Annotated in this window: 17 protein-coding genes; 8 read left to right on the top strand and 9 right to left on the bottom strand. The window is 35.1% G+C overall.

What is annotated here, in order from left to right; genetic code table 11:
• Positions 1-92: 92 nt before the first annotated feature.
• Positions 93-4,487 (bottom strand): translocation/assembly module TamB domain-containing protein, encoded by a 4,395-nt coding sequence (locus Q5N74_RS03455; RefSeq protein WP_304387314.1) that lies wholly within the window; start codon positions 4,485-4,487, stop codon positions 93-95.
• 257 nt (positions 4,488-4,744) lie between these two features.
• Here Q5N74_RS03455 and tsaD point away from each other — a divergent pair, with 257 nt between their 5' ends.
• The 6 genes from tsaD (at position 4,745) to Q5N74_RS03425 (ending at position 8,602) form a co-directional block, all read left to right on the top strand.
• Positions 4,745-5,767, top strand: coding sequence for a tRNA (adenosine(37)-N6)-threonylcarbamoyltransferase complex transferase subunit TsaD (gene tsaD / locus Q5N74_RS03450; protein WP_304387313.1), 1,023 nt, complete (start codon positions 4,745-4,747; stop codon positions 5,765-5,767).
• Positions 5,768-5,868: 101 nt separating this feature from the next.
• The gene (locus tag Q5N74_RS03445) at positions 5,869-6,507 is read left to right on the top strand and encodes a peptidylprolyl isomerase (RefSeq protein ID WP_304387312.1); all 639 of its coding nucleotides are present in this window, start codon (positions 5,869-5,871) and stop codon (positions 6,505-6,507) included.
• A complete protein-coding gene (locus Q5N74_RS03440; protein WP_304387311.1) occupies positions 6,507-7,211 on the top strand; it encodes a 16S rRNA (uracil(1498)-N(3))-methyltransferase in 705 nt (234 codons plus the stop codon). The genes Q5N74_RS03445 and Q5N74_RS03440 overlap by 1 nt, the downstream gene beginning before the upstream one ends.
• Before the next feature lies 1 nt (position 7,212).
• Positions 7,213-7,857, top strand: coding sequence for a DUF4159 domain-containing protein (locus Q5N74_RS03435; protein ID WP_304387310.1), 645 nt, complete (start codon positions 7,213-7,215; stop codon positions 7,855-7,857).
• 24 nt (positions 7,858-7,881) lie between these two features.
• A complete protein-coding gene (locus tag Q5N74_RS03430; RefSeq protein WP_304387309.1) occupies positions 7,882-8,040 on the top strand; it encodes a hypothetical protein in 159 nt (52 codons plus the stop codon).
• A 61-nt stretch (positions 8,041-8,101) separates the two neighbouring features.
• Positions 8,102-8,602 carry a TrmH family RNA methyltransferase gene (locus Q5N74_RS03425; RefSeq protein ID WP_304387308.1) on the top strand — a complete coding sequence of 167 codons (501 nt, stop codon included), beginning with the start codon at positions 8,102-8,104 and terminating at the stop codon, positions 8,600-8,602.
• Between the two features lie 85 nt (positions 8,603-8,687).
• On the opposite strand, the gene Q5N74_RS03420 is transcribed toward Q5N74_RS03425, so the two are convergent.
• The 3 genes from Q5N74_RS03420 to Q5N74_RS03410 all read right to left on the bottom strand — a co-directional run bounded on the left by Q5N74_RS03420 (position 8,688) and on the right by Q5N74_RS03410 (position 15,179).
• The gene (locus Q5N74_RS03420) at positions 8,688-10,115 is read right to left on the bottom strand and encodes a rubredoxin domain-containing protein (RefSeq protein WP_304387307.1); all 1,428 of its coding nucleotides are present in this window, start codon (positions 10,113-10,115) and stop codon (positions 8,688-8,690) included.
• Complete coding sequence (locus Q5N74_RS03415) at positions 10,112-13,633, bottom strand: nitrate reductase (RefSeq protein ID WP_304387306.1); 3,522 nt, start codon at positions 13,631-13,633, stop codon at positions 10,112-10,114. The genes Q5N74_RS03420 and Q5N74_RS03415 overlap by 4 nt, the downstream gene beginning before the upstream one ends.
• Before the next feature lie 130 nt (positions 13,634-13,763).
• Positions 13,764-15,179: an MFS transporter gene (locus Q5N74_RS03410; protein ID WP_304387305.1), complete on the bottom strand. Its 1,416-nt coding sequence runs from the start codon at positions 15,177-15,179 to the stop codon at positions 13,764-13,766.
• A 292-nt stretch (positions 15,180-15,471) separates the two neighbouring features.
• Here Q5N74_RS03410 and Q5N74_RS03405 point away from each other — a divergent pair, with 292 nt between their 5' ends.
• Complete coding sequence (locus tag Q5N74_RS03405) at positions 15,472-16,212, top strand: DUF2927 domain-containing protein (protein WP_304387304.1); 741 nt, start codon at positions 15,472-15,474, stop codon at positions 16,210-16,212.
• A gap of 824 nt (positions 16,213-17,036) precedes the next feature.
• Positions 17,037-17,636, top strand: coding sequence for a transposase (locus Q5N74_RS03400; protein ID WP_304387303.1), 600 nt, complete (start codon positions 17,037-17,039; stop codon positions 17,634-17,636).
• Between the two features lie 369 nt (positions 17,637-18,005).
• Here Q5N74_RS03400 and Q5N74_RS03395 read toward each other — a convergent pair whose 3' ends face one another.
• From Q5N74_RS03395 to nirB, 5 genes are all read right to left on the bottom strand, one after another.
• Positions 18,006-18,671 carry a response regulator transcription factor gene (locus tag Q5N74_RS03395; protein ID WP_304387302.1) on the bottom strand — a complete coding sequence of 222 codons (666 nt, stop codon included), beginning with the start codon at positions 18,669-18,671 and terminating at the stop codon, positions 18,006-18,008.
• Between the two features lie 248 nt (positions 18,672-18,919).
• Positions 18,920-20,734, bottom strand: coding sequence for an ATP-binding protein (locus Q5N74_RS03390; RefSeq protein WP_304387301.1), 1,815 nt, complete (start codon positions 20,732-20,734; stop codon positions 18,920-18,922).
• A gap of 14 nt (positions 20,735-20,748) precedes the next feature.
• Positions 20,749-21,333, bottom strand: a complete 585-nt coding sequence (locus tag Q5N74_RS03385; protein ID WP_304387300.1) for a DUF4202 domain-containing protein — start codon at positions 21,331-21,333, stop codon at positions 20,749-20,751.
• 18 nt (positions 21,334-21,351) lie between these two features.
• A complete protein-coding gene (gene nirD / locus Q5N74_RS03380) occupies positions 21,352-21,729 on the bottom strand; it encodes a nitrite reductase small subunit NirD (RefSeq protein ID WP_304387299.1) in 378 nt (125 codons plus the stop codon).
• Positions 21,730-21,946: 217 nt separating this feature from the next.
• Entirely contained in the window at positions 21,947-24,466 is a 2,520-nt protein-coding gene (gene nirB / locus Q5N74_RS03375) for a nitrite reductase large subunit NirB (RefSeq protein ID WP_304387298.1), read from the bottom strand.
• Between the last annotated feature and the right edge of the window lie 123 nt (positions 24,467-24,589).

Raw genomic sequence — 24,589 nt, 5'->3', positions numbered from 1 at the left:
TTTATGACACATATAACACTATAACGTTTTAGTAAACATTAAAAAAAGTTAGAATTTTAAAACTTAGCAGGTTCTGTAAGGAATTGCATAAGTTATTTCTCTGAAGTAGGCTTCATTTGTATGTACCCGGGGAGTAAAGCGGCCTCTTTTTCGGCTTCTTTTTGTATGGTAATTTCTTCTTCTTTCTTGGCGTTTCTAAAAAAGTTTTTAATCAGTTCTTTAAATGTATCAAAGTCGACACTATAGGAAAGTCCCACCCCTTGGGTGTACCCTACTTTTTCACCAAAATTTTGAATACTATTTTCTCTATTGAACACATTAGCAGTTAAAGTTCCTTCTTCATTTAATAGAAAATTTATCTCCACATCTCCAGCAATAACAGTTTCTGAAGCTCCTGCGCCACCTACCGGCACCCCTACTTTACCATTTATAAGCACACGGTCGCTAATTTGTGTTTGCACGGTTAAACCAAAACGATCGTCTGTTTGGTAATCAGGTCTATTGGCACCTGCTTCGTAATTTAACCCAATATTAAGTTTACTATCGCCCGACGTGAATATGCCATTAATAATACCATTTAAACGTTCTGCAATGGTACCTGAGAAACTTAATTCGCTTAACCCCCGTGAAAACGACCCTGTTGATAATAAATATAGGGCTTGATTTTGTTTATCATTATCTGACTCTAACCTGTATTGTAATTCTGATTTGATGGTAGAACTTACTGTTGGGAATTTAAAATCGTAAATAGGGTCTGGACGCTCCAAGTCGCCTTTCAAGCTAATATTTAATTCTACAGGAATGTTTCTATTAATAGGATTGTCTAACAGTGGTGATGGATTGGCTTGGGTTCTATAAACAGCAAGCATATTTATTTGCGCTTTTAGCGGATCGCCCTCCCAGGCAATGGTACCACCGGGTTGCACATAAAATTCTTTTTGAATTAAGCCACCATAAGCGAAATTATAAACCCCTTCGAATACCGAGAAATCGCCCCACATATTAAACTTCCCGTTGGTATTAATTTCAACTAATAAGCCGCCACGTCCACGCCCTTTTAAGGAATGTCCCGAACTTTTATCGATGATAATTTCAACTTCAGCATCTTCCGTCACATCTAAATCGAAGTCCAATTCAAGACCTCGTATTTCATTAAAAGTATAATCGACCCCTAGTTTTCTTGCTAGTTTTTCTTCTTTCGTTATGAAATGTATATAGGAGTTATCACCAAAAGATTCCGTGTCGCTTAATGGTATTTTAAACACGGTTCCTGCCTTTGTTTCACCTACAACACTAATAACCAATTGTTCAGTAGGTCCATAAATACTAGCACGGCCACCAATAAAACCAGTACCATAATACAAGGCATCTTCAGCATCTTTAGTATCTAAAACCAAAAGTCTTGGGGTGTTTAAATTAAGATCTAAACGCCATTTTGAAAAATTAACATGACTTAAAGAACCATTTAATTGCCCTTTCGATTTGTGTTTGGTATCCGTTAATTGAATTCTATTAAAAATAAAACTCTGGTTTTCAAGTGTTACCGACGAATTTTCTGAAAACTGATAATCTACATTAAGATACGGAATGCCCATACCCGCGCTATTTAGGTTCAGGCTTCCATTAATATCGGGCTGCCTTAAATTCCCTATTACATTTACTTTACCCGTCGCTAAGCCTCTTATATTGCTTAAAACATCTTGCAATAAAGGGTTTAATGGCTTTAAATTAAAATCATTAAACTCTAAATCGACATCAATTTTAGACTGTTTTCCATTCACATTAATATCACCAATGGCTCTAAACGATTTTTTAATATCGTCCTTAATAGTAATATCTACATTGTAATTGGTTAAGTTCTGATTTCCTTTTATATTGGCATCAAACGAACCGAATTCGACATCGTTCACCTTAAAATCGTTGATAACGATGGAGGAATTTGGTAAATACGCACCGTTTTTTTGCAAAATATCCAGCTTACCATTTACATTTCCCGCAAACCTTAAACTATCTAACTCGGGTACTATTTTAGCGAGATCGACATTTTTAAAATCGAGTTTTAAATCTTTCTGTGTGGAATCTTTAATAAAACCAGAAAACTTAATTTGCTCATTCCCATGATTAATTGCCAACTTATCAATATTAAACTTGGTAAAGGTATTATTGAATGAAATTTTATTAAACTTGTCTTTATTCTCATTAATATACCACGTGTTATCCTTAATAGTGACATCCGATTTTTTAAAACCGATAACCGATTCTTTATCCTTATTTATCGTGTGGTAAAAACTTAAGTTATAAATATCGGTATTGCGTTTTCCGCCTTTAAACTCTGAACGCATAAACAGGGTATCGTTTACCGTCACATTAATTAAACTAAACTTAGAAACGTTGTAATACTTTGTTTTTAAACTATCTACCTCGACATAGGTGTTAAAAAGCGGATTGCTATTATCAACTTGAAGTTCAATATTATTCGCGAAATAATCGAGTAATTTAATTTGAGGTGATTTAAAGGTCAACTTAAATTGACGTTGGTCATTCTCCACACGTCCTTTTATATACGTGTTTTTCCCTAGTTCAATTTCAGGATAAAAAACATCCACTATTTTATTATAAATTTTAAAATTGAAATCGATATTCTGATTCGTTTTAATTTTATGCGGAATGTAATTGGTGTAAATATGACCTAAAGAGTTTTCGAAAAGCTTTTTAATATCTCTAAATATAAAACGCCCTTTAAGCTCCCCTTCAATTATATCAGGCGAATTAATTTCTATAAAACGAATATCGTCTTCAAACCTTGAGGTTAAATCTAGTTTATCAAAATAATAGGTGTCGTTTTGGTTTCTATAAACCGTGTTTTTAAATGAAATTTTTCCATAGGCATCATCCAAGGTGCTACTATTCATATTCATTTTAACGTTGCTACTAAATTGTGATAAGCTATCTTTCTTTATAAAATTCAAGGCATTTAAATCGGCATAATCCACTTTGGCCTCAAAATCGTATTTCTTCACACCTTCTGAAAAATCTACAAGTCCTAAAAAGTTTAAGCGTAAATTTTTATCGTTTGCAATTAAGTTTCCGTCAAAAATTCGGTTCCTAACGTTTCCTATCACTTTAATACCCGAGTAGTTGTATTTGTTATATTCAATTTCAAAAACATCTCCTTTAACCTGCGTGTTTACGTTTTTTGCTGTAAAACCAGAACCCTTTACATCGAAATTTAAGGATGCTTTTCCAACGGTTGGGTCGTTAAGAAAGGCACCAATATCAAAACTCTCGAAAGCCACTTTACCGCTATACGAGGCATTGTCAATATCATTAATTTTTGAAATTTGTAAATTGGTATCTACATACCCCAATTCTGTATCAATTTGAATATTAGCATCTACAGATGCCGCTGTAACTTGCGAATTACCAACAATAGTGAATTTGCCCAACTTACTAAAAGATGTTGGTATCGCATCGCCTAAAATATTGGGTAACAAGGTTTTTAGTTCTGTATATGTGGAAGATAAGTTTCTGAATTTGCCATTCATATAGAAATTACCTCCCTCCCTATTAAATAGGTTTTTGAAAAATATATTACCATCAACAACCGTGTTATTATTAGTGCGTAACATTAGGTTCGTTGTTTGCAACTTATTTAAAGTTCCAGATAAATCGACACTTAGTTTAACCGATTGGTTTATTCCAAACTCGTTATAAAACACATTAATTTCATCTAAATCAATGTTAGAATCTTTAAAACTAGCGGTAACCAAAACCTTATCGACAAAATACTGTAAATCTTCTCTATTGTATGAAAACTTTAAATCGCCCTTTAATACCGATTGCTCTGTTTTAGCATCGATATTAGCAAAAGTCATATCTGAAATCGAGTAACTAAAATTGGTGGTCATGTTTTTCATAACCAAACCCCGACTGTCTTTAAAAGCCAAGGTATTTATTCGAGCACTTACATCACTACCGTTAATTAAAAAGTTGGTGGCGTTAATATTCAGCTTGCTAAACTCTAGTAATTTTTTAGTTTCCCGGTTGTCGTCAAGCAATCTAAAAACCCCATTGTAAATAGACACATCGCTAGACGAGAGTAAAAAGGTGCTTGGGCTTTTTCTTGGGTTATCGTCTTCAAACTTATGCACAAAAACATCTAAGTTAGTTTCTGTTTCCCCTTCGTAGGTTTTAATATTAAAAATAAGATCTTGAATATCAATATCTCCAAAAGTTAATTTTCCATTAATTAAATTATTTATACTAATAATGGAGGTGTTTAATTCGGCAATACCTATCAGCGTGTCTTTCTTATAATCTTCAATGTAAATGTTTTTAAGCTCTACATCGCCATTAAATTGTAAACTAACTCTGCTTATATTTATGTTGGTTTTAAACTCATCATTAAGGCGCTTTGTAGCGTACTTACCAAGACTTGTTTGAACTGCAGGAATAGAGAGCACCAACACCAAAATGATGAAAAGCAATAGCAGAATCCCTACTAATTTGTATGCTATTTTAAACGCTTTTTTGATACTCTTTAAAGTTATTAATTTATTTATGAATGTACTATACTTTCGTTGTAATTCCCTTTTTAAGTGGTACAGCTACTGAAAACTACATAAACCACTTTTCGTTTCAATTAAAAAATATATTTAAGTAGTTTTGCAATTACGAATGAAAGCAATGCATTGGACTTTTATTCTGTTTCAAAATTAACAATTATTATGCCTAATTTTAAGTAATGGCTGAACAAAATATTTATATTCTAGGAATTGAGTCTTCTTGCGACGATACAGCAGCTTCTGTAATAGAAAACGGGCGCATTTTAAGCAATATTGTTGCCAACCAAAAAATACACGAAGAATACGGTGGTGTGGTACCCGAACTCGCTTCTAGAGCACACCAGCAAAACATAGTGCCGGTAGTGGCACAGGCTTTGAAAAAAGCTAACATTACGAAAGACCAATTACATGCTATTGCCTTTACACGCGGCCCTGGACTTATGGGATCGCTATTGGTGGGCACCTCATTTGCCAAATCGTTGGCTTATGGTTTGGATATTCCACTTGTTGATGTCAACCACATGCAAGGGCATATTTTAGCACATTTTATTGATGAAGAAGGTTTTAATAAACCACCTTTTCCGTTTTTAGCGATGACTATTTCTGGCGGACACACCCAAATTGTTCAAGTTGATAATTATTTTGACATGACCGTTATTGGTGAAACGATAGATGATGCTGTTGGTGAAGCCTTTGATAAAAGTGGAAAAATTCTTGGTTTAGGCTATCCTGCCGGACCTGAAATTGATAAACGTGCGAAACTAGGAAATCCAAAAGCCTTTAAATTCACCAAACCTAGGGTTGATGGTTTGAATTTTAGTTTTTCGGGCTTAAAAACGGCTATTCTGTATTTCATTCAGAATCAAACAAAAGCAAATCCGAATTTTATTGAAGAAAACCTAAACGATATTTGTGCTTCCATTCAATATACCATCATTGGTATTTTAATTGATAAATTGAAACTGGCCACAAAACAAACCGGTATCACGCATATAGCTATTGGTGGTGGTGTGTCGGCAAATTCAGGTATCCGTCAAGCTTTAAAAGATGGTGAACAAAAATTTGGCTGGACTACCTACGTCCCTAAATTTGAATTTACAACCGATAATGCCGCAATGATTGCCATAGTAGGCTATTTAAAATATTTAGATGGTGATTTTGCTGAACAAAATGTAGCAGCTTCAGCTAGGTTGAAAATTTAATTTTAGCTAGTAATGCACAAATGATTTTGAATTCGTAATGCATTCGCTATTTTTTTTTGAAGAATAACTTTAAATTTGAAGTTAAATAAAACCTCCAAACAATGACAAGAAACCTACTTTTCGCAGCAATCCTTTGTGGTTCTGCTCTGTTACATGCTCAAGATTCCACTGAAAAGGAATTAGAATTACTTGAAACACCCGAGCAAATAGAGAACTATTTAGAGTTGAAAAATTCTAGAGATAATAAATTGATAACTTTTAATGAAGAAAAGCACAAAACGACGCTTGCAAAAGAACTTTTTGGACTTTCTAAAGGAGGCATTAAAACCATAAAAACCGATTATGACAAAACCGTCTATAAGGTTGTAGAAAAAACACAAACAACGTATTACAGAGCTGCTTATATTTATTTAGATGGTACAAAATACAGTTTAACCGATTTGAATACCTTAAGAACAAAAATCATAAAAGAGTACAAAAGTGGCGCTCCTTTCGATTTTCTAGCACAACGCCATTCTATGGATGAAAATGCCAATAGAGGCGGCGATTTAGGCTGGTTTACTCAAGGTGATATGTACCCAGATTTTGAAAATGAGATTATAAACGGAAACCATTATATTAATGAGATATTTATGCTTGATGTACCTGATAAAAACTGGTATTATGTGGTTTTAAAAACCCATCAGCCTAAAGATATTTCAGAAATTAAAGTATTAAAAATTGTAGAAGCCATCGATTAATGCAACTTTTTTATAACCCAAACATCACGGAAAGTACCACGCAATTTACTTTTGAAAAAGAGGAAAGCAAGCATATTGTAAAAGTGCTAAGAAAAAATATAGGCGACACCCTGCATATTACCAATGGTAGTGGCTGGTTATTTACTGCTGAAGTTAGCATTCCCAATATCAATAAATGTGTGGTGACGGTTATTTCAAAAACAAAGCAAGCGGCACGAAGCTACCAAGTACATTTAGCGGTAGCACCTACTAAAATGAATGATCGCTACGAATGGTTTTTAGAAAAAGCGACCGAGATTGGTATAGATAGTATCACCCCTATTATTTGCGACCACAGCGAACGCAAAATAATAAAACCTGAACGCTTTGAAAAGATATTACAGTCGGCTATGAAACAATCTCTGAGTTATTATATGCCAAAACTGAATGAAGCCATCGCCTTTAAAGATTTTATAATAGAAGAATTGAGTGGTGATTTATTTATTGCCCACTGTGAAGAAACCGATAGAAAATCTCTAAAACACCAAATAAAACCCAAACAAGATATTACCATTTTAATTGGGCCCGAAGGTGATTTTAGTACTAAAGAAATTGAATTAGCGCTTAAAAACAAGTTTATACCCGTAACTTTGGGAGAAACCAGATTGCGTACCGAAACAGCGGCTATAGTGGCCTGTCACAGCGTTGCCTTTACAAACGAATAACATGAAAAAAGCCATTTTACTTTTTACATTTAACTTGCTACTTTTTACAGGATCTGCTCAAGAACTGGCGGTGGTAAAATACAAAGGTGGTGGCGACTGGTATGCCAACCCAACAGCTTTACCTAATTTAATTACTTTTTGTAATACCAATATTAACACTAAAATAAACCCAAAACCCCAGGATGTTGAAGTAGGAAGTACAGACATTTTTCAGTTTCCTTTTTTACACATGACGGGACATGGCTACGTGTTTTTTAGCGAAACCGATGCTGAGAACCTTCGTAATTATTTAATCTCTGGTGGCTTTTTACATATTGATGATAATTACGGGATGCAGCCTTATATCACTAAGGAACTTAAAAAAGTATTTCCTGACAAAGACTTACTAGAACTTCCGTTAACCCACGACATTCTTAATAACGCTTTTAAATTCCCGAATGGTTTACCTAAAATTCATGAGCATGATGGCAAACGACCACAAGCTTTTGGAATCTATTATGAAGACCGATTGGTGTTATTATTTACTTTTGAGAGCGATTTAGGTGATGGCTGGGAAGATCCCGAAGTACACAACGACCCTGCTGATGTTAGAGAAAAAGCTTTGAAAATGGGCGCTAATATTGTTAAATATGCTTTTGAACATTAAGTCGTTACCAATTCAGAAATTTAGATGAAAGATTTATTACTTTCTTTAGTTGAAGCTTTTTTTAATAATGGCAATGACGAGGATTATACATTTAAAAACCTTTTAGTTGTAGCTATAAAAGTTATTCTATTTATCGTCATAATTTCTTTAGGAATTTGGATTGCCTTAAAGTTAAAAAAATAAGACATTTTTGAATTCGTGGCAAAACCAAATAACAAATAAACAACTCAACACATAAACAAAATTGCAACTCACCCACTACACCACCAACTTTAATAAACGCAGCTTCCCCATTATATTAGTATGTGATAACGTAGCGAATGCGCCAAATATTGGAAGTTTATTCCGAATGGCAGATGCTTTTGGTATTGAAAAACTAGTGCTTTGTGGTGCCAATATGTCTATAGGACGGAAAATCACAAAAACGTCACGTGCAACTGAAAAAGTGGTGGACTATGAAATTTGTGAATCGGCTACAGAGGTTGTTGCAGGTTTTAAAGCCCAAAACTATCAGATTATAGCCTTGGAAATAACGTCTACTAGCAAACCTATTCATACCTTAAAATTTTCAGCTGAAAAACCGATTGTTTTAGTAATTGGTGATGAGAATTTTGGCGTTTCGGAAGCTATTTTAAATAATTCGGAGGTTGTGATGCATATTGATATGTTCGGACAAAACAGTAGTATGAATGTGGTGCAAGCCACCAACATTGCCTTGTATGAAATTACAAAGCAGCTAGTATAGCCCTGATAGTAGCGGCATCCTTTTTTGATTTTTCTTCAAAAAAGATATAGCGGATAGCAGGAAATAGCTTCTGAAAAAACAGATTTTATTTCACCAATACTTTCTTTTCAAAACTAGTTTTTGGTGCTTCACAGAGGGAGCATTCATAAGTTTCTGGAAGACTTTCAAAAGTAGTTTCGGGTGGAATGTTTTGAGTGATATCTCCATAAACCTCGTTATAAACCGTTAAGCAATCTTTACATTGATAGATTTTTTTCTCCGTACTTTCAGTCTTTTCATTCTTAACAGGGGCTTCTTCGCGTTCGGTTCCTAACTGCTCAAAATACAACTGACTCAACTCCATTAATAAGCCTGGTAATTCCACTTTATCAATATCTTGCACATGCATGATATAATCGCGCGTATTAGGATCGAAATTTTTAGCGTATAATAAATTGTAAGTATCTCGAATTACAAAATCGCCCAAAACCTCTGGTTGCTTATTCTTTTCAATCACCACCGAAGTGAAATAATAGGCGCTACTCGCATAATTGGTCAACCCAAAGGTTAAACCATAAGTACTAATATCGTTCTGATCGAAATTGGTTACCAAGTATTTTTTCAAACTTAAGGCAGCGGTGTCATTCACTGGTAAATGCCAATTCAACTCCAACATCGAGTGGCGTACGTTGATACCAAATTTACCCAAAAACTTCTCCCACTGTAATTTAGATTTCAACGGAATACCCTTAACAATAAAGGATTTCCAAGGGGTGATGGATATTTTACCAATTTTATTTTCGGCACACAAGTCGCACATAGCTTTCAAAAAAGTAAGGTCATAACGGTTATTACGCCAATATAAACCCAACCAATATTTATCGCCAATTCGGTTCATCCCTTCATAATAAGGAAATGGGTAAAAAGGTACTTCTAAAGGTTTATCAACGGTTCTGTTGTTCGTGTCAATCGCATCACTAACCAATTCAAAAATCATTTCTACAGTTTCAGGTTCTTCCTGTAGCATATTTTCAATAGCCAATTCTACCTTATCCAAATCCCAGCTATAAATAAGCGCTGGATACATGACTGTTTTTTTCCAATCAGGTAAGCGGATATACAAATACCAATAATCTTCATGTTCCGAAGCTATAAAATTAATATGGCCCGTAAATAAAGGCACCAAACGTTGTTTGGGATCTGTGACGTTAACACGTAACTTTAATTCGTGTTTAAACTGTTCTAATATATATAAATACCGATCGCCGGTAAGCCATGAAGTACTAGGAAAAATATCAGACGATACATAAGACGAAACCATATTTTCACTGCGCTCGTGATTGGGAACCACTATTTGAAGCTTATCAAAAGCCTTTAATTTTTCGACGTCTACGGGTTCTGGAAAAATAATATCCTGACGAGAACCAAAAGAAATACTATCTAAACCTAAACTTTCGGCCGCTTCACAAATGTATTTTAACTCACCTGGAGATAGTACACCGCCATTAACTAATAATCTATATGATTCGCTCATGCTATTACCTTTGTGTTATTTAGAATTTCCTTTACCTCTGTTTTACAACTTCCGCAGCCTAAACCAGCGCCTGTTTTATTACACAGCTCGGTAAAATTGGTACAACCATCTTTTATGGCTTCTTCAATATTCCCTGCGCCAACTTGACTGCAAGAACAAACTAATTTACCAATAACCGGTACATCGTTGGAAGCGCCTCGTAGCAAGGTGTTTCGCTTATCAGACATTTCGATTTTACTTTCAATCATGGTTTTAAATTCGGCAAACTCGTTTTTGTCGCCCATTAAAACCGCCCCAATCAACAAATCGTCTTTAACAATACACTTTTTATAATAGCGTTTAGATATATCTGTAAAAATGATTTCTTCATAAGAATCGTCATTTTCAGGGACATTAATCTCTCCAATACTACACAAATTCAGATCGTTGAATTTTAAAATATTCATTAAAACCGAACCGTTATACGCACAACTAATATCGCCTGCAATAAAGTTGGCTAAGATGGACGCTTGCTCTTCCGCAGCCGATGTAATTCCGAATAACTGATTGTTAAATTCCGCAATTTCACCAATGGCAAAAATATCGGGGTTCGAAGATTGTAAATGCTGATTCACCTTCACCCCACGACTACACACAATACCATTTTCTCTAGCAATTTCTATATTTGGAATGGTTCCAATAGCATACACTATTGCATTGGCATTTATGAATTTACCACTCTTTAGAGTAATGTTTAGTTCACCCGTATCTTCATCATCAAACACGGTGCTAACTTCATTATCAAAGTAAATTTGAATCCCACGTTCTTGCACATCTAAAGCTAGTAATTTACTAGAAATCTTATCTAATTGACGTTCCATGAGTCGAGAAGCACGCTGAATAATCGTGATTTTCACATTTTTATGCTTCATGGCTGCTGCCAATTCCAAGCCCAATAAACCACCACCAACAATAACCACATGTTGCTCTTCTGGCGGTAAACCTGTAGCCTCTAAATAGGCTTTAAACTTATCAGCATCATTTTTATTACGCATGGTAAAGCGTCCCGGCAAGTCTATTTGAACATCTTTAGGAATAAAAGAACGGCTTCCCGTAGCTAAAATAAGTTTATTGAAGCTGTGTTCGTCCCCATTGGTATCTGTAACTATTTTAGTATCAGAATCTATATTCTTAATAGAGGTTTCAGGGTATACTTTGATATTTAACTTGCTTAACTCCTTTTGTTTTATTTTAAGAAGTTGCTCCCAACTTAATTCTTCGGTAACATACTCAGGCAATAAGACCCTGTTATAGAATAAATTAGGTTCTTTTGAAAATACATGTATTTCATCAACCTCGTTTGATTCTCTATAATTTTGAACAAACCGAAATGCAGCAGCTCCTGCGCCTACAATAATTATTTTTTCGACTGGTTTTTTATATTTTGAAACCGAAACTCGGGTGAATTTGAAATCGGGTTCCTTAGAAATAGGATCTACATGTGTGTTGGTTAAATTGTTGGCTCTATTTAAATCGCTTTGCAATTGTTTTCCCCAGTGCATGGGTAAAAACACACAGCCTTTTACAATGTTTTCGGTGACTTTTGCACGTACCCGAACCACCCCATTTTCACTTTTAATCTCGGTAATATCACCGTCTTTAAGTTTATTCAAATAAGCGTCTACCGGGTTTATTTCTAAAACAGGGGTTGGGTAGTGCGTTTTTAAACGCGATACTTTACCGGTTTTAGTCATGGTGTGCCATTGGTCGCGCACTCTGCCCGTTGTTAAAACCAAAGGATAGTTTTCATTAGGTAGGAGCGATGTGTTTACAATACTTTTCGCCACATTGAAAATCGCTTTTTGCGATGGCGTATAGAATTTTTTATCTTCAAAAAGTCGAGGCGTCCCCACATGCCTGTACTCTGGTACGGGCCATTGGAAGGTGCCTTCATTCTTTAATCTATCATAATTTAAAAAAGAAACATCAATTTTTGTACCCTTCGTCATGGAAGCATACTCATCATAAATCTCTTCGGCACTGTTGAAATTAAAGCCGCGGAAGCCCATACGCTGTGCAAAGTCACAGAAAATATCCACATCGGGTCTGGCTTCTCCTGGTGCATTAATTTCTTTTGGTAAATAGGAAATACGACGCTCCGAATTCGTCATCGTACCTTCTTTTTCCAACCAAGCAGCTGCAGGAAGCACTAAATCCGCGTAAGCGACCGTATCCGATTTATGAGAAATCTCTTGAACCACTACAAACTTCGCGTTTTTCATGGCACGTTCAATGCGGTGTGTATTTGGTAAACTTACCAAGGGGTTGGTGCACGCAATCCAAATGGCTTTTAGTTTTCCAGATTCTAAAGCATCAAACATTTCGGTAGCTGTTAAACCTGGTTTTGGTGAAATTTTATCCACACCCCAAAACTGTGCTACTTCCCTACGGTGTTCTTCATTCTGTAAATCCTTATGAACCGCCAAAAGGTTCGCCATACCTCCTACTTCACGGCCTCCCATCGCATTCGGCTGACCTGTTAGTGAAAACGGACCCGCACCTGGTTTCCCTACTTGTCCAGTAATCAAGGATAAGTTTAGTAAAGCGGTATTTTTATCGGTGCCCACCACACTTTGGTTAAGCCCCATGGCCCACATACTTATAAACCCTTTTGAAAGGCCTATCATATCAGCTGCTTTGCGAATGTCCGATTCTGGGACTCCACATATTTTTGACGCTTCTTTTAGAGATGTTCCAAAAATTTGTTCTTTATAATCTGTAAATCCTTCGGTATGGTTTTTAATGAAATCATCATCAATTAAACCGCGCTTAAATAAACAACGACCAATAGCATTGTAAAGAATCACATCGGTTCCCGGAATTAACTGAAGGTGTAAATCGGCAAAATTAGCAGAATCTGTTTTACGAGGATCGACCACAATAATATTAACATCGGGATTTTTCTCTTTATGTTGCTCGATACGTCTGAAAAGAATGGGGTGACACCAGGCTGGGTTTGCCCCTGTAATTAAGAAACAATCCGCTAACTCAATATCTTCATAAGAAACGGGTACACTATCTTCCCCAAAGGTTTTCTTATAACCTACAACTGCCGAACTCATACACAAACGAGAATTCGTATCGATGTTATTCGTGCCTAAAAAGCCTTTAGTAAGTTTATTGGCAATATAATATTCTTCGGTTAAACTTTGCCCGGACACATAAAACGCGACACTGTCTGGACCGTGTTTTTTTATAATGGATTTAAATACGCTGGCGGCACGATCTAAAGCATCGTCCCAACTCACACGCTCACGTGGGTGAGAACGGCTCCAACGCATTTCAGGATATAAAATTCTATCGGAAGTATCATTCGCCACATAATGTAAGTTCATACCTTTGGAACACAGCATGCCTCGGTTTACCGGGTGGTCTTTATCGCCTTCAACAAGTACCTTATTGTTAGCATCCTTTTTAACAATAATACCGCAACCAACCCCACAATATGAACACGTTGTTTTAACTTCCTTCTTAAACATTTACACCTGCGTTTTAATACGAATTAAGGTAATTTACCAACACCAAACAAGCTGCCTATCTATTATTACAAATACGGTAAAATGCCTGTTTAATTTTTTAAAATATATAAATAATATACTGTTAATCTACTTATGTAGTAATCAAATCGTTTGTAGATTGCTTTAAATCTTTCTCCGCCACTTTCTCATCACTAGTTGAAAAACGAATAGCAAGTGCTAAAACACCCGTTACCACCACTACAAAACCAATTACAAAATAGCCGCTAGACACCGCACTAGACGCAGCGGCAGATTGTGCTGCTTTCGCCATCTCCTCTCCCATACCTTCGTTGGCAACTAGAGCCGCTTTTTCTGCAACGGCCGATTTCGATTTTAGCAACATAGCCGCTAAAAAAGCACCTACATTTCCACCTGCACCTACAATTCCTGATACCGAACCAATGGCTTTTTTATTTATAAAAGGCACCACAGAGAAAGTAGCCCCTTCTGCCATTTGAACTGTTAAACTAAACAAGATTAAAAAGCCCACACCTATCACGATACTTGTGGTGGTTGAGAAGGTTACTAACATTATCCCTTCCAAAGACAGAATAGCAGCAAGAAACAAAACACGCCCTCTCAAACCTTTTAGTTTCCCGAATTTATCTCCAAAGTAACCACCCAAGGTACGTGCAAAAATATTCATTAAAGCAAAGGACAATACAATGTTACCCGCCGTTGCTCTTTCTAGTTGAAAGGTGTTTTGTAAGTAATCGTCCATCGTACCATACACGGTTAGCTCGATACCGAAACAAGCCGCGTACACGATAAAAAGTATCCATGTTCTATAATCTTTAATTACGGTTAAAAAACCAACTTCATCTTTTTTAGTAGTTACTTCTTCACCCGATGCTCTTAAGTCTTTAAAGTTACCTTCTGGCGTATCTTGTGTAAAAAAGTAATACACTAAGCCCATTAAAAAACAAATGGCACCAGCAATGACCATAGAATATCTCCAAGCATCCCCATCAGAAACACCTAAACTTACCACTAATGCAGCAATTAATGGCATCCCTAAACGGTTGGCGCCGCCACCTAAATTACCCCAGCCAGCAGAGGTCGCATTCGCGGTTCCTACCACATTGGATGCAAACATTAAAGAGGTATGCACTTGTGTAATTACAAACGACGCTCCAATAAAACCTATAAACAATCTACAAACTAAAAACTGTAGCGGCGTTTGCACCAATCCAGATGCTATAACAGGAATAGAACCCAGAATTAAAAGTGCGGTGTAACATAAACGTGGTCCGTATTTATCGCACAATTTACCAACAAGTAAACGCGCAAACACCGTACCTGTAACCGCTAAAATAATAGAGTTCCATTTTTGAGTAGGTGTTAAACCTAAATCTTTAACAACATCGGGCATAAAGGGCACAATACCAAACCATGCGAAGAAACACATGAAAAATGATATAGATGTTATCCAAAACGTACGTGTTGGGATCGATTTAAAATTAAATAAATTTAGTTTGGTAGCCTTAAGTGATTGTGTCGTTTCCATAATAAGTATATTTATACGTACAAAACTAAGTATATTTACTTAATTAAGCATTATAAATACGTATTATGTGATAATTAATATGAAGTTGTTAATTATAGAATATGGATTTTGAGGATTTGATAAAAAAGGGATTGATATGGTTTGGAAATTATGGAATAGGTAGATTACGGTAAAAAGATTTATAAGTAAAATAATTTTTAAATAGGTTTTTTCTGTCGGAATTTTTTATATTTATTGGCTAGCAAATTATACTTTATTGTGGTTATATATTTGTTGTAAAACATTTGAGCGAATGAAAATATTAAGAACTATCTATTTTATAGTTTCCCTTCTATTACTAGCTTTTTTTGGAAATCATTATTATAAATATCAATTTGATAAAAAAATAATATATGCAGATAAGTCAAAAGAAGAATTAATATCTTTTTTTAATGAAATAAGTTTAGGTTTTGAATATGGTAATTCTAAAAAAGTAACTAGAAAATGGAATGAGCCTTTAAAATTATTTATAATAAAAGACAGCATTTACAAAGAACAAACCTTATATATAAAAAAGACGATTGAAAAAATTAATAAGCTAGTAGGTAATAATTTTAGTATTTCAATAACTAGTGATTCCATTAATGCAAATGGTCATCTTTTTTTATGTTCTCACGATAAAATAAAAATGTTCTCAAAGCCTTATAACGAAATTTTTAAAAATGTAAATGAGAATTTTTTCGGCTATTTTAGTCTTAAAACTAATAAGGATTATAATATATTTAAGACATCAATATTCATCAATACAACAAAACCTCTTGAGTTTCAAAAATCAGCAATAATTGAAGAGATTACTCAATCACTAGGCTTCGGAAATGATACAGAAATATATTATGATAGTATGTTTAACCAAAATAAATATATTCAAACATCTGCAACCTTAAAATACTCCGAATTTGATAAAAAAATAATTGAATTATTATATAATGAAAAAATGAAAACTGGATTGAATAGATTTGAAACTGAACCTATTTTAAGAAATATCATTGATTGAAATAAAAAACGTTTTTCAACAAAGTACTGTGGTAAAAACTATCACTAAAGTACCCTGCTCTACAAAGTATTCTATAAAAATTAAACATTATTAAAAGTCACAATTGCTGTGCGAAGTCTCCCGACTTCGTACCCACAAAATTAAAACCCAAAATAGGGAAATAAATAAACGCAATAACGAAGTCCTTTTACTTGATTTTTGCAATTTACTAGAAGACGTTAATGACTAATTACGCTAAATATAATGAATATTGAGTCTGACGAAAAACTGTAAGGACTTGTGGGAATGGGTATGAAGTCGGGAGACTTCGTACAGCATACACGCTAATAACGGCAGTTTCAAGAAAACTTCGGAGAGCAATTTATTATTAATTTTGATCGCTGCATCATGAGGTGGCTTCGTTCCTGGCCATGACGATATACATTAAACTTTTCGTCATTGTGAAGGAGACACGCTCGCTCTACGAAGTATTCTATAAAACCAAACATTATCAAAAGTCACAATTGCTGTGCGAAGTCTCCCGACTTCGTACCCACAAAATTGAGATATAAATAATAACAACCAAAACAAATTAATAAACCCAATAACGAAGTCCATTTGCTTGGTTTTTGTGTTTTACTAAAAAGCATTAATGACTAATTACGTTAAATATAATGAGTATTGAGTCTGATAAAGTTTTAAGGTCTTGTTGGAATAAGTACGAAGTCGGGAGACTTCGCACAGCATAAGGACTCACAACATAGGAACTTCGTATCGCATAGGTAACAAATTCAAATCATGTATTTATTCGTAGTAAAAAAATATTATTTTAGAGTAAAAAAAATATGTCAGAGGGATATAAAATAAGAGATCAAACTTTGCCTTATTATATAACAGCAACCGTCGTGGATTGGGTTGATGTTTTTACAAGAAAAAGCTACAGAGACACCGTTATTGAATGTTTAGATTATTGCATTAAAAATAAAGGAATGATTGTATATGGTTATGTAATTATGAGTAATCACATACATATAATAATGCAATCTGGCGATGGGAAATTATCTGATTTATTGCGAGATTTCAAGAAATTTACGGCTACAAAAATTCTAGAGAAGATAAAATCGGAACCAGAGAGCAGAAGAGAATGGATGCTGCAACGATTTAAATTAGCAACCGAAAGTCATTCCAGAAACAAAAACTATCAATTTTGGCAGTATGGTAATCATCCTGAAGAAATTTATAGTAATAAATTCATGTGGTCAAAGTTAGATTATATTCATCTTAATCCTGTTCGTGCCGGCATTGTTCAAAAAGCATCACAATATATTTATTCCAGTGCTAGTAATTATGTCTCTGATTCAGGTTTAATAAAAATAGAGAAAGCTGATATTCCTATTGTTGATGTTTTAAATTTAAATAATTTCACTAAATATAATGAGTATTGAGGCTGACAAAGTTGTAACTACTTATTGGAATGGGTACTAGTTCGGTACGAAGTCGAGAGACTTCGCACAGCATAAACAACATAAACAAACAATATACACTTCCCACAGCGTGCACACTAATAACGGCAGTTTCAAGAAAACTTCGGAGAGCAATTTATTATTAATTTTGATCGCTGCATCATGAGGTGGCTTCGTTCCTCGACATGACGATATACATTAAACTTTTCGTCACTGCGAAGGAGACACGACTGAAGAAATCTATTTATCTATAGCCCGATAGCCACATTTTACTTAAAAAAAAAGTAAAATTCGCAATGACCATCGCGTTAAACTTCTAATTATTAAAGATATGTTTATTTTAGATTGAATTTAAACCAACTCAAACTCCTTAGCCTTATTACTTAATTCCATAAGGTTTTTAACATCTAGTTTTTTCATTAAGTTAAAGCGGTGCACTTCAGCAGTTCGTTTGCTTATTTGAAGTTCTTCGGCAATGTCTTTGTTGTTTTTAAGTTGCAATACCAGGTTTAGAATCTGTTTTTCGCGTTTGGTAAGATTGAAAGGGTCTTCTACTGGTTTTTCCTCTTGAGTTGTTGTAGAAGTCGTGGTGCCATTCACAAAATTATTCATGATAATGGCAGAAATATCACCCGTAAAATACTTTCCTCCCGATGCCACTTTATGTATGGCTTTTAAAAACTCGTCTTTACTAGCACCTTTAAGTAAGTAGCCATCTGCCCCCGCCTGAATCGCTTTTACTACGTATTCTTCGGAGTCGTGCATAGAAAGCACCAAAGTTCTCACATTCGGGTACGATTTACTTATTTCCCCAACCACTTCAATGCCATTAAGTTCAGGCATACGTATATCTACAATTAATAAATGCGGTTGGTGTTTTTTAACAACTTCCAAGGCTTCTCTACCGTTAGAAGCTTCATCTAACACGCAAATACCTTCTTGATCTTCCAAAAGGGCTTTAATACCGTCTCTTACCAATACGTGGTCGTCTGCTAAAACTACATTTATAATATTCATCTGCTTATATTATTTGTTTTTCAATGTTAGATGCTGTATCCATAATCAATACTTCAATTTACTAAAGGTGTTTTTGGTATGGATGATTCATCTGCTTATGTTTATAAGTACAAAAATAGGAATTTTAAGTAATACTACGTAATTTGATTTACATAGTAACCCATTCATATTCAAGATTGTTTATTTAAAGAGGGATGTGATGCACAATTTTGTCTAATCTGTAAGATAAAAACAGTCTGTTTTTAAATTTAAGACAAGGGAATATTTAAAGTAACGCGGGTACCTTTATCTATTTCAGAATTTAAAAACAAACGGCCATCAATGTACTTAATACGCTCGCGCATAAAGGTCATGCCCATGCCTCCATCGCCATTTTTCACATTTTTAACTTTATCGGGATCAAAACCTTTACCATTATCATCTACCACAATACTTAGTATATTTTCGCTATGCGATAAAGACACCAAAATGTGCGTAGAATTTGCGTATTTAATGGCGTTATTAATGGCTTCTTGTACAATACGATAAATATTTATTTCAACTAAAGAATCTAAACGTTGGTTAAAATCGGTTTTATTAAAAAGTACAATCTCTTTTGCGGTAAGCTTGCCTAATTCCAAAGTTAATTTAGAAATGGCTGGGACAATACCATGATCGGATAATTCGGGTGGTGTTAAATTAAAAGTGGCTGTTCTTACCCCTTTTATAATATTGGTTGTAAGTTCTTTAAGGTGTTCTATTTTAGAAGCTGTTTTATCAATATCCTTAATATCAATACTTTCTAAATTGTATTTTAAACCAGTAAGCATTTGCCCAATACCATCGTGAACATCTTTCGCTATGCGGTTTTGCTCCTTTTCTTGGTTTTCAATAATCTTGCTTGAAATCACCTTTTGTTGGTCCATTTTTTCTTCAAAACTTTCCTTGGTTAAGCGTGCTATTTCAATTTGTGCCGTTTTACGGGCTGTTATTTCCGAGGCTATAATAAGTAGTTCCGATTTATCATCTGTCGGATTGAAAGGAATAATCGCCATTTCTAACCAAACATCGTGCTTATCTTTAGTTGTTGCCTTGACTTCACCTTGCCAACCTGTTTTTTTATGTTTTGCAATTAAATTCTCTAGTTCTAATTGTTCTTTTTCATTAATAGAAAGTACTTCAGAAAAATTAGAAGCTCTACTAAAATTAGTAAACTTAAAAAGGCGAGAAAACTTTTTCCCCATGTGCACCAAAGTACCATTGGGAGATATTCTAGCGAATAGCAGGGTTTCATCCATTGCATGACTTAATGCCCTCAATTCTTTAATCGATTTTTCTTTAGAAATACTTAACTCATCTGCATCAAAAGCCATTTTTTTAGCTTTCTTTTCTGCAATTAATAAGTCTGATAACGTCGCTCTAACCGATTTTGCCGTGGGCCAAAATATAAACAAGAACTCCGCCAATAATATCAAAATAGTAAGTGCTGTTAGTAATAATTCTAAGGTTCGCAACCAACTTACTTTGGCATCGGCTTCCAAATCGTATTGATTCACGATATGATCCATAACCAACAGAAAATGCCCTTCGTTTTCTTTTACACGCTCAATATCATCCATAAATACCGAAAGTGGTAAGGGTGGCACCTTTTCAATTTTCTCTATGATGGATTTTGAAGCGTCACTAATGGTTTGAAATGTGGGGTTTAAAACTTCAAACTTCGCTTTAACAACCTCACTGTTGTTACCAGGCAAACCCAAACTATCATTCCCATTTTGAAGCGCTTGGTGTGAGCGTTCCCAAACTTTTAGAGTTTGTTTGATTTTATTTTTAAGAAGGAGACGTTCCGTAGACGTATTTTCAGTAGAAAGTGATACTATTTCCTTGGTTAATTTTTGGCTTAACATACGCTGCCTTCCTGCCACGTTTATAACCGAAGAATCACTTTGTTGATCGTTTAAGTGCTTGCGTACCAACATTTGACTCACAAGCACAGAAACGGCAATGGTACTTAATGCAATAATGTACAAACGGCTTAATCTATCAAAAGTGCGTTGGTCTAATGAATTACCGTTTTTCGTCATTATTCTTTATAGTTTTAAGAAATAGCCTGCTTAATAAGCGCTAGGCTTTTTTCTGAATATTTAATTTTTAAAGCTTCGGCATGTCCTTCTTCAGACATTTTAACCCATGTTTTTTGAAGAATATCAATCAGCTTTTCATCTTCATGTTTCGCCGCAAATTCTTCAAAATAGTAATCTAAAAACACCAAACAGATCACATCTTCAATCGTTTGGCTTTCTTGATTCTTTTTAATCAGTTTCTTATTTATCAAAAAAGCGACACGTTCTACAAACTCACCTTCATAGCCTACTTCTTTTAGAATATCTACTGTAATTTCAGCATGCATTTTTTTAAGTGTTTCGCGCCATTTTAAATAGCCCACGCGATCCATTGGGTATTCATCTCTAGCTATTTTCCAACGGCAAATATGTTGTGCACGTGCTGCAATTTGAAGTGCTCTAGAAGCGTCTGGTTTAAATTGCAACAGTTTTTGAGACATGCGTTGCGCATATAATAATTCCTTTGGAAAATCCAATCCATGACTTTGATACGTGTTAGGATCTTCGGAATTTTTTTTATCTATTAATGCTATGGCAATTTCAAATCGGGTAGGCTTCATTTTTTTAGTGTATATGTGTTAATCTGAAAAGCCAATATACACATTTCCGGCTTCAATTTTAACAGGATATACGGCAATTTTCAAATCGTCGCCCGCTAAATTAGAACCATCTTCTAATGAAAAATTCTTTTTATGCATGGGGCAAGCCACTTTAGCAACGCCATCTTTATCGCCTATCATCCCTAACGATAATACCATTTCCATTTTATGCGGACATAAATTTTGGCAGGCATACCATTTGTCTGTTCTCGTAAAGTTATACACGGCAATTTGTTTGGTTTTATACTTAATACAAGCACCACTATTCTCAGGAAAATCGCTTACCGTACCCACTTCAAACCAGGTGGTTACATCGGCATCACTTACTGTATTGTATTGATTTAAAATATCTTGCATATCTTTTATTTTTGTGTATCTGTTGATTTGTGTAACTGTTACTATCGATTAGACGCATAAACAATTAAACAAATTCACTTAATTTAATTCCATTTATTATTTGGGCGTTACCTTTTACTATCTACGTCATTGCGAGGCAAACTTTTATTTGCTGTGGCAATCTTTTCAATTTAAAGAGATTACTTCGTCGTACCTCCTCGTAATGAAGCAAAAACATCTACCACGCCTTCGGCATCTTTTGGTCACGCATCGGTACAAACACCAAGTTATCATCTGTATCATCAGAATTCACAAAATGCTTGAAACGTTTTGCCATATTTGGGTCTTCAATAGCTTGCTTCCATTCACACTCGTATTTATTTACAAGTCCTTGCATTTCTGCATCTAACTCTTCAGCAATACCTAAAGAATCTTCAATAACCACTTTCTTCAAGTATTCAATACCACCTTCTAATTTATCTAACCAAGGTGCTGTTCTTACTAATGGTCCGGCAGTGCGTATGTAGAACATTAAAAATCGATCTAAGTATTTAATAGCTGTGGCATCATCTAACTGTTCTGCAAAAAGAACCGCATGTTTTGGAGTTGCTCCACCGTTTCCACATACATATAAGTTCCAACCACCATCTACAGCAATTAATCCGAAATCTTTTCCACGGGCTTCAGCACATTCTCTAATACATCCTGAAACACCACCTTTTAATTTATGCGGTGAACGCAGGCCTTTGTAGCGGTCTTCAATTTCAATTGCAAAAGTCACACTTTCGTGCATTCCGAAACGACACCAGGTAGAACCGACACAACTTTTTACGGTTCTTAACGATTTTCCGTAGGCATGGCCACTTTCAAAACCTGCATCAATTAATTCTTTCCAAATAAGTGGTAATTCGTGTAATTGAGCACCGAATAAATCGATACGTTGTCCACCAGTAATCTTCGTATATAAATCGTATTTTTTAGCAACTTCACCAATAACAATTAACTTATCAGGTGTAATTTCACCACCAGCAATTCTTGGTACTACGGAATAGGTTCCGTTACGTTGAATATTTGCTAAGAAACGATCGTTTGTATCTTGAATCCCCACTTGTTTATTTGGAGTTTCCATGGTAATAGTCGCAAAAATAGAAGCTACTAGAGGCTTACAGGTTTCGCAACCATGACCTTCACCAAACAAATTGAGTGTTTCGTCATAATCTTTTACTTGATTTACTTTGATAAGGTCGTACAACTCTTGTCTGTTAAAACTAAAGTGCTCGCAAATGGTTTCTTTAACCTCTTTTCCTAAAGATTTAAGGGTTTCATTTACCAAATCGGCTACCATAGGTTTACAACCACCACAACCTGTTGTTGCCTTGGTTTTAGCGATTACATCGCCTAAGTTTTGGCAATCGCCTTCGGTGATAGAACAGCAAATATCTCCTTTTGTAATACTCTCACAAGAACATACTTGCGCAGCATCTGGAATATCCATCACACTACCAAAGGATGAACCACCTTCTCCTCTACTTCCTAAAATTAACTCTTCCGCATCTTCAGGAATTGGTAAGCCATTTAAATATATTTGATGGAACATATTATAATCGGTCGCATCACCCACTAAAATACCCCCTAACAGGTTTTTACCATCATGACTGATGTTGATACGCTTATATAAATTTTTCGTTTTGTTTTCATAAATAATAGAATACCCTTTTTCTACTGGCATAAAAGGCTCACCGTAACTCGCTACGTCTACACCAATTAATTTCAATTTGGTAGACATATCGATATCACTCTCCATCAACACATCGGTATTTCCTATAATTTGGTTCACAGCAACACCTGCCATATCATACCCAGGAGCCACCAAACCGTAAATCATTTGGTTATATAAAGCAACTTCACCAATGGCGAAAATTTCAGGGTCTGATGTTTGCATTTTATCACTAACCACAATACCACCACGGGTTCCCATTTCTAAGAAACAGGTTTTCCCTAACTCATCACGCGGTCTAATTCCTGCTGAAATCACTAACATTTCAACATCAATTTTATCATACTCACCAAACTCCATCCCTGTGATATTTTTATCACCTAGAATTTTATTGGTCGCTTTTGATAAATGTATATTAATACCTAAAGATTCAAGTTTTTCTTGCAATACATTACTAGCTCTGGTATCTAACTGACGTGGCATTAACTTAGATGCAAACTCCACCACATGAGGCTCAAAGCCCATATCCATAACCGCTTTTGCGGCCTCTAAACCAAGCAAACCACCACCAAGCACTGCTGCTTTTATAGTCTCTTTTTTTCTACCTTTTTTAAGCTTCGCTGCATAAGAAAGCATGGCTTCTAAATCTTCAATAGTTCTGTAAACAAATACCCCTTTTTTCTCTACACCAGGAATATTTGGCACAAAGGGCGCAGACCCCGTTGCCAGTACTAAGTAATCGTACTTATAATTTATATCTTTGGACGTGGTTACTTTTTTAGAAACCCTATGAATGGCAGTAACACGTTCATCTGTTACTAATTCAATACCATGCTCCTCGTACCATTCTCTAGGTGCCATTTCTAAAGCTTTTGCGTCTTTACTTTGAAAAAACTCGCTTAAATGAACACGATCGTACGCTGGTCTAGGCTCTTCACCAAAAACAGTTAATTGAAATTTTTTGTCTTTTGCGAGGGCTACAAATTTTTCACAAAACTTATACCCTACCATGCCGTTACCTACAACAATAATTTTTTTCATCTGTCTGGTTTTATTGTTTTTACTGGTCAGATGCTACATTCATACTAACATATCGTCGGTGGACTAAGTATAATAATGAATGTTTCATCAGTTAAATATTAATTGTTTAGAATGAGCTGCATA

The organism is Mariniflexile sp. AS56, from assembly GCF_030552475.1.
Taxonomy (GTDB): Bacteria; Bacteroidota; Bacteroidia; order Flavobacteriales; family Flavobacteriaceae; genus Mariniflexile.
The sequence above is the reverse complement of the archived record's forward strand: the minus strand, read 5'-3'. Positions and strand labels throughout refer to the sequence as shown.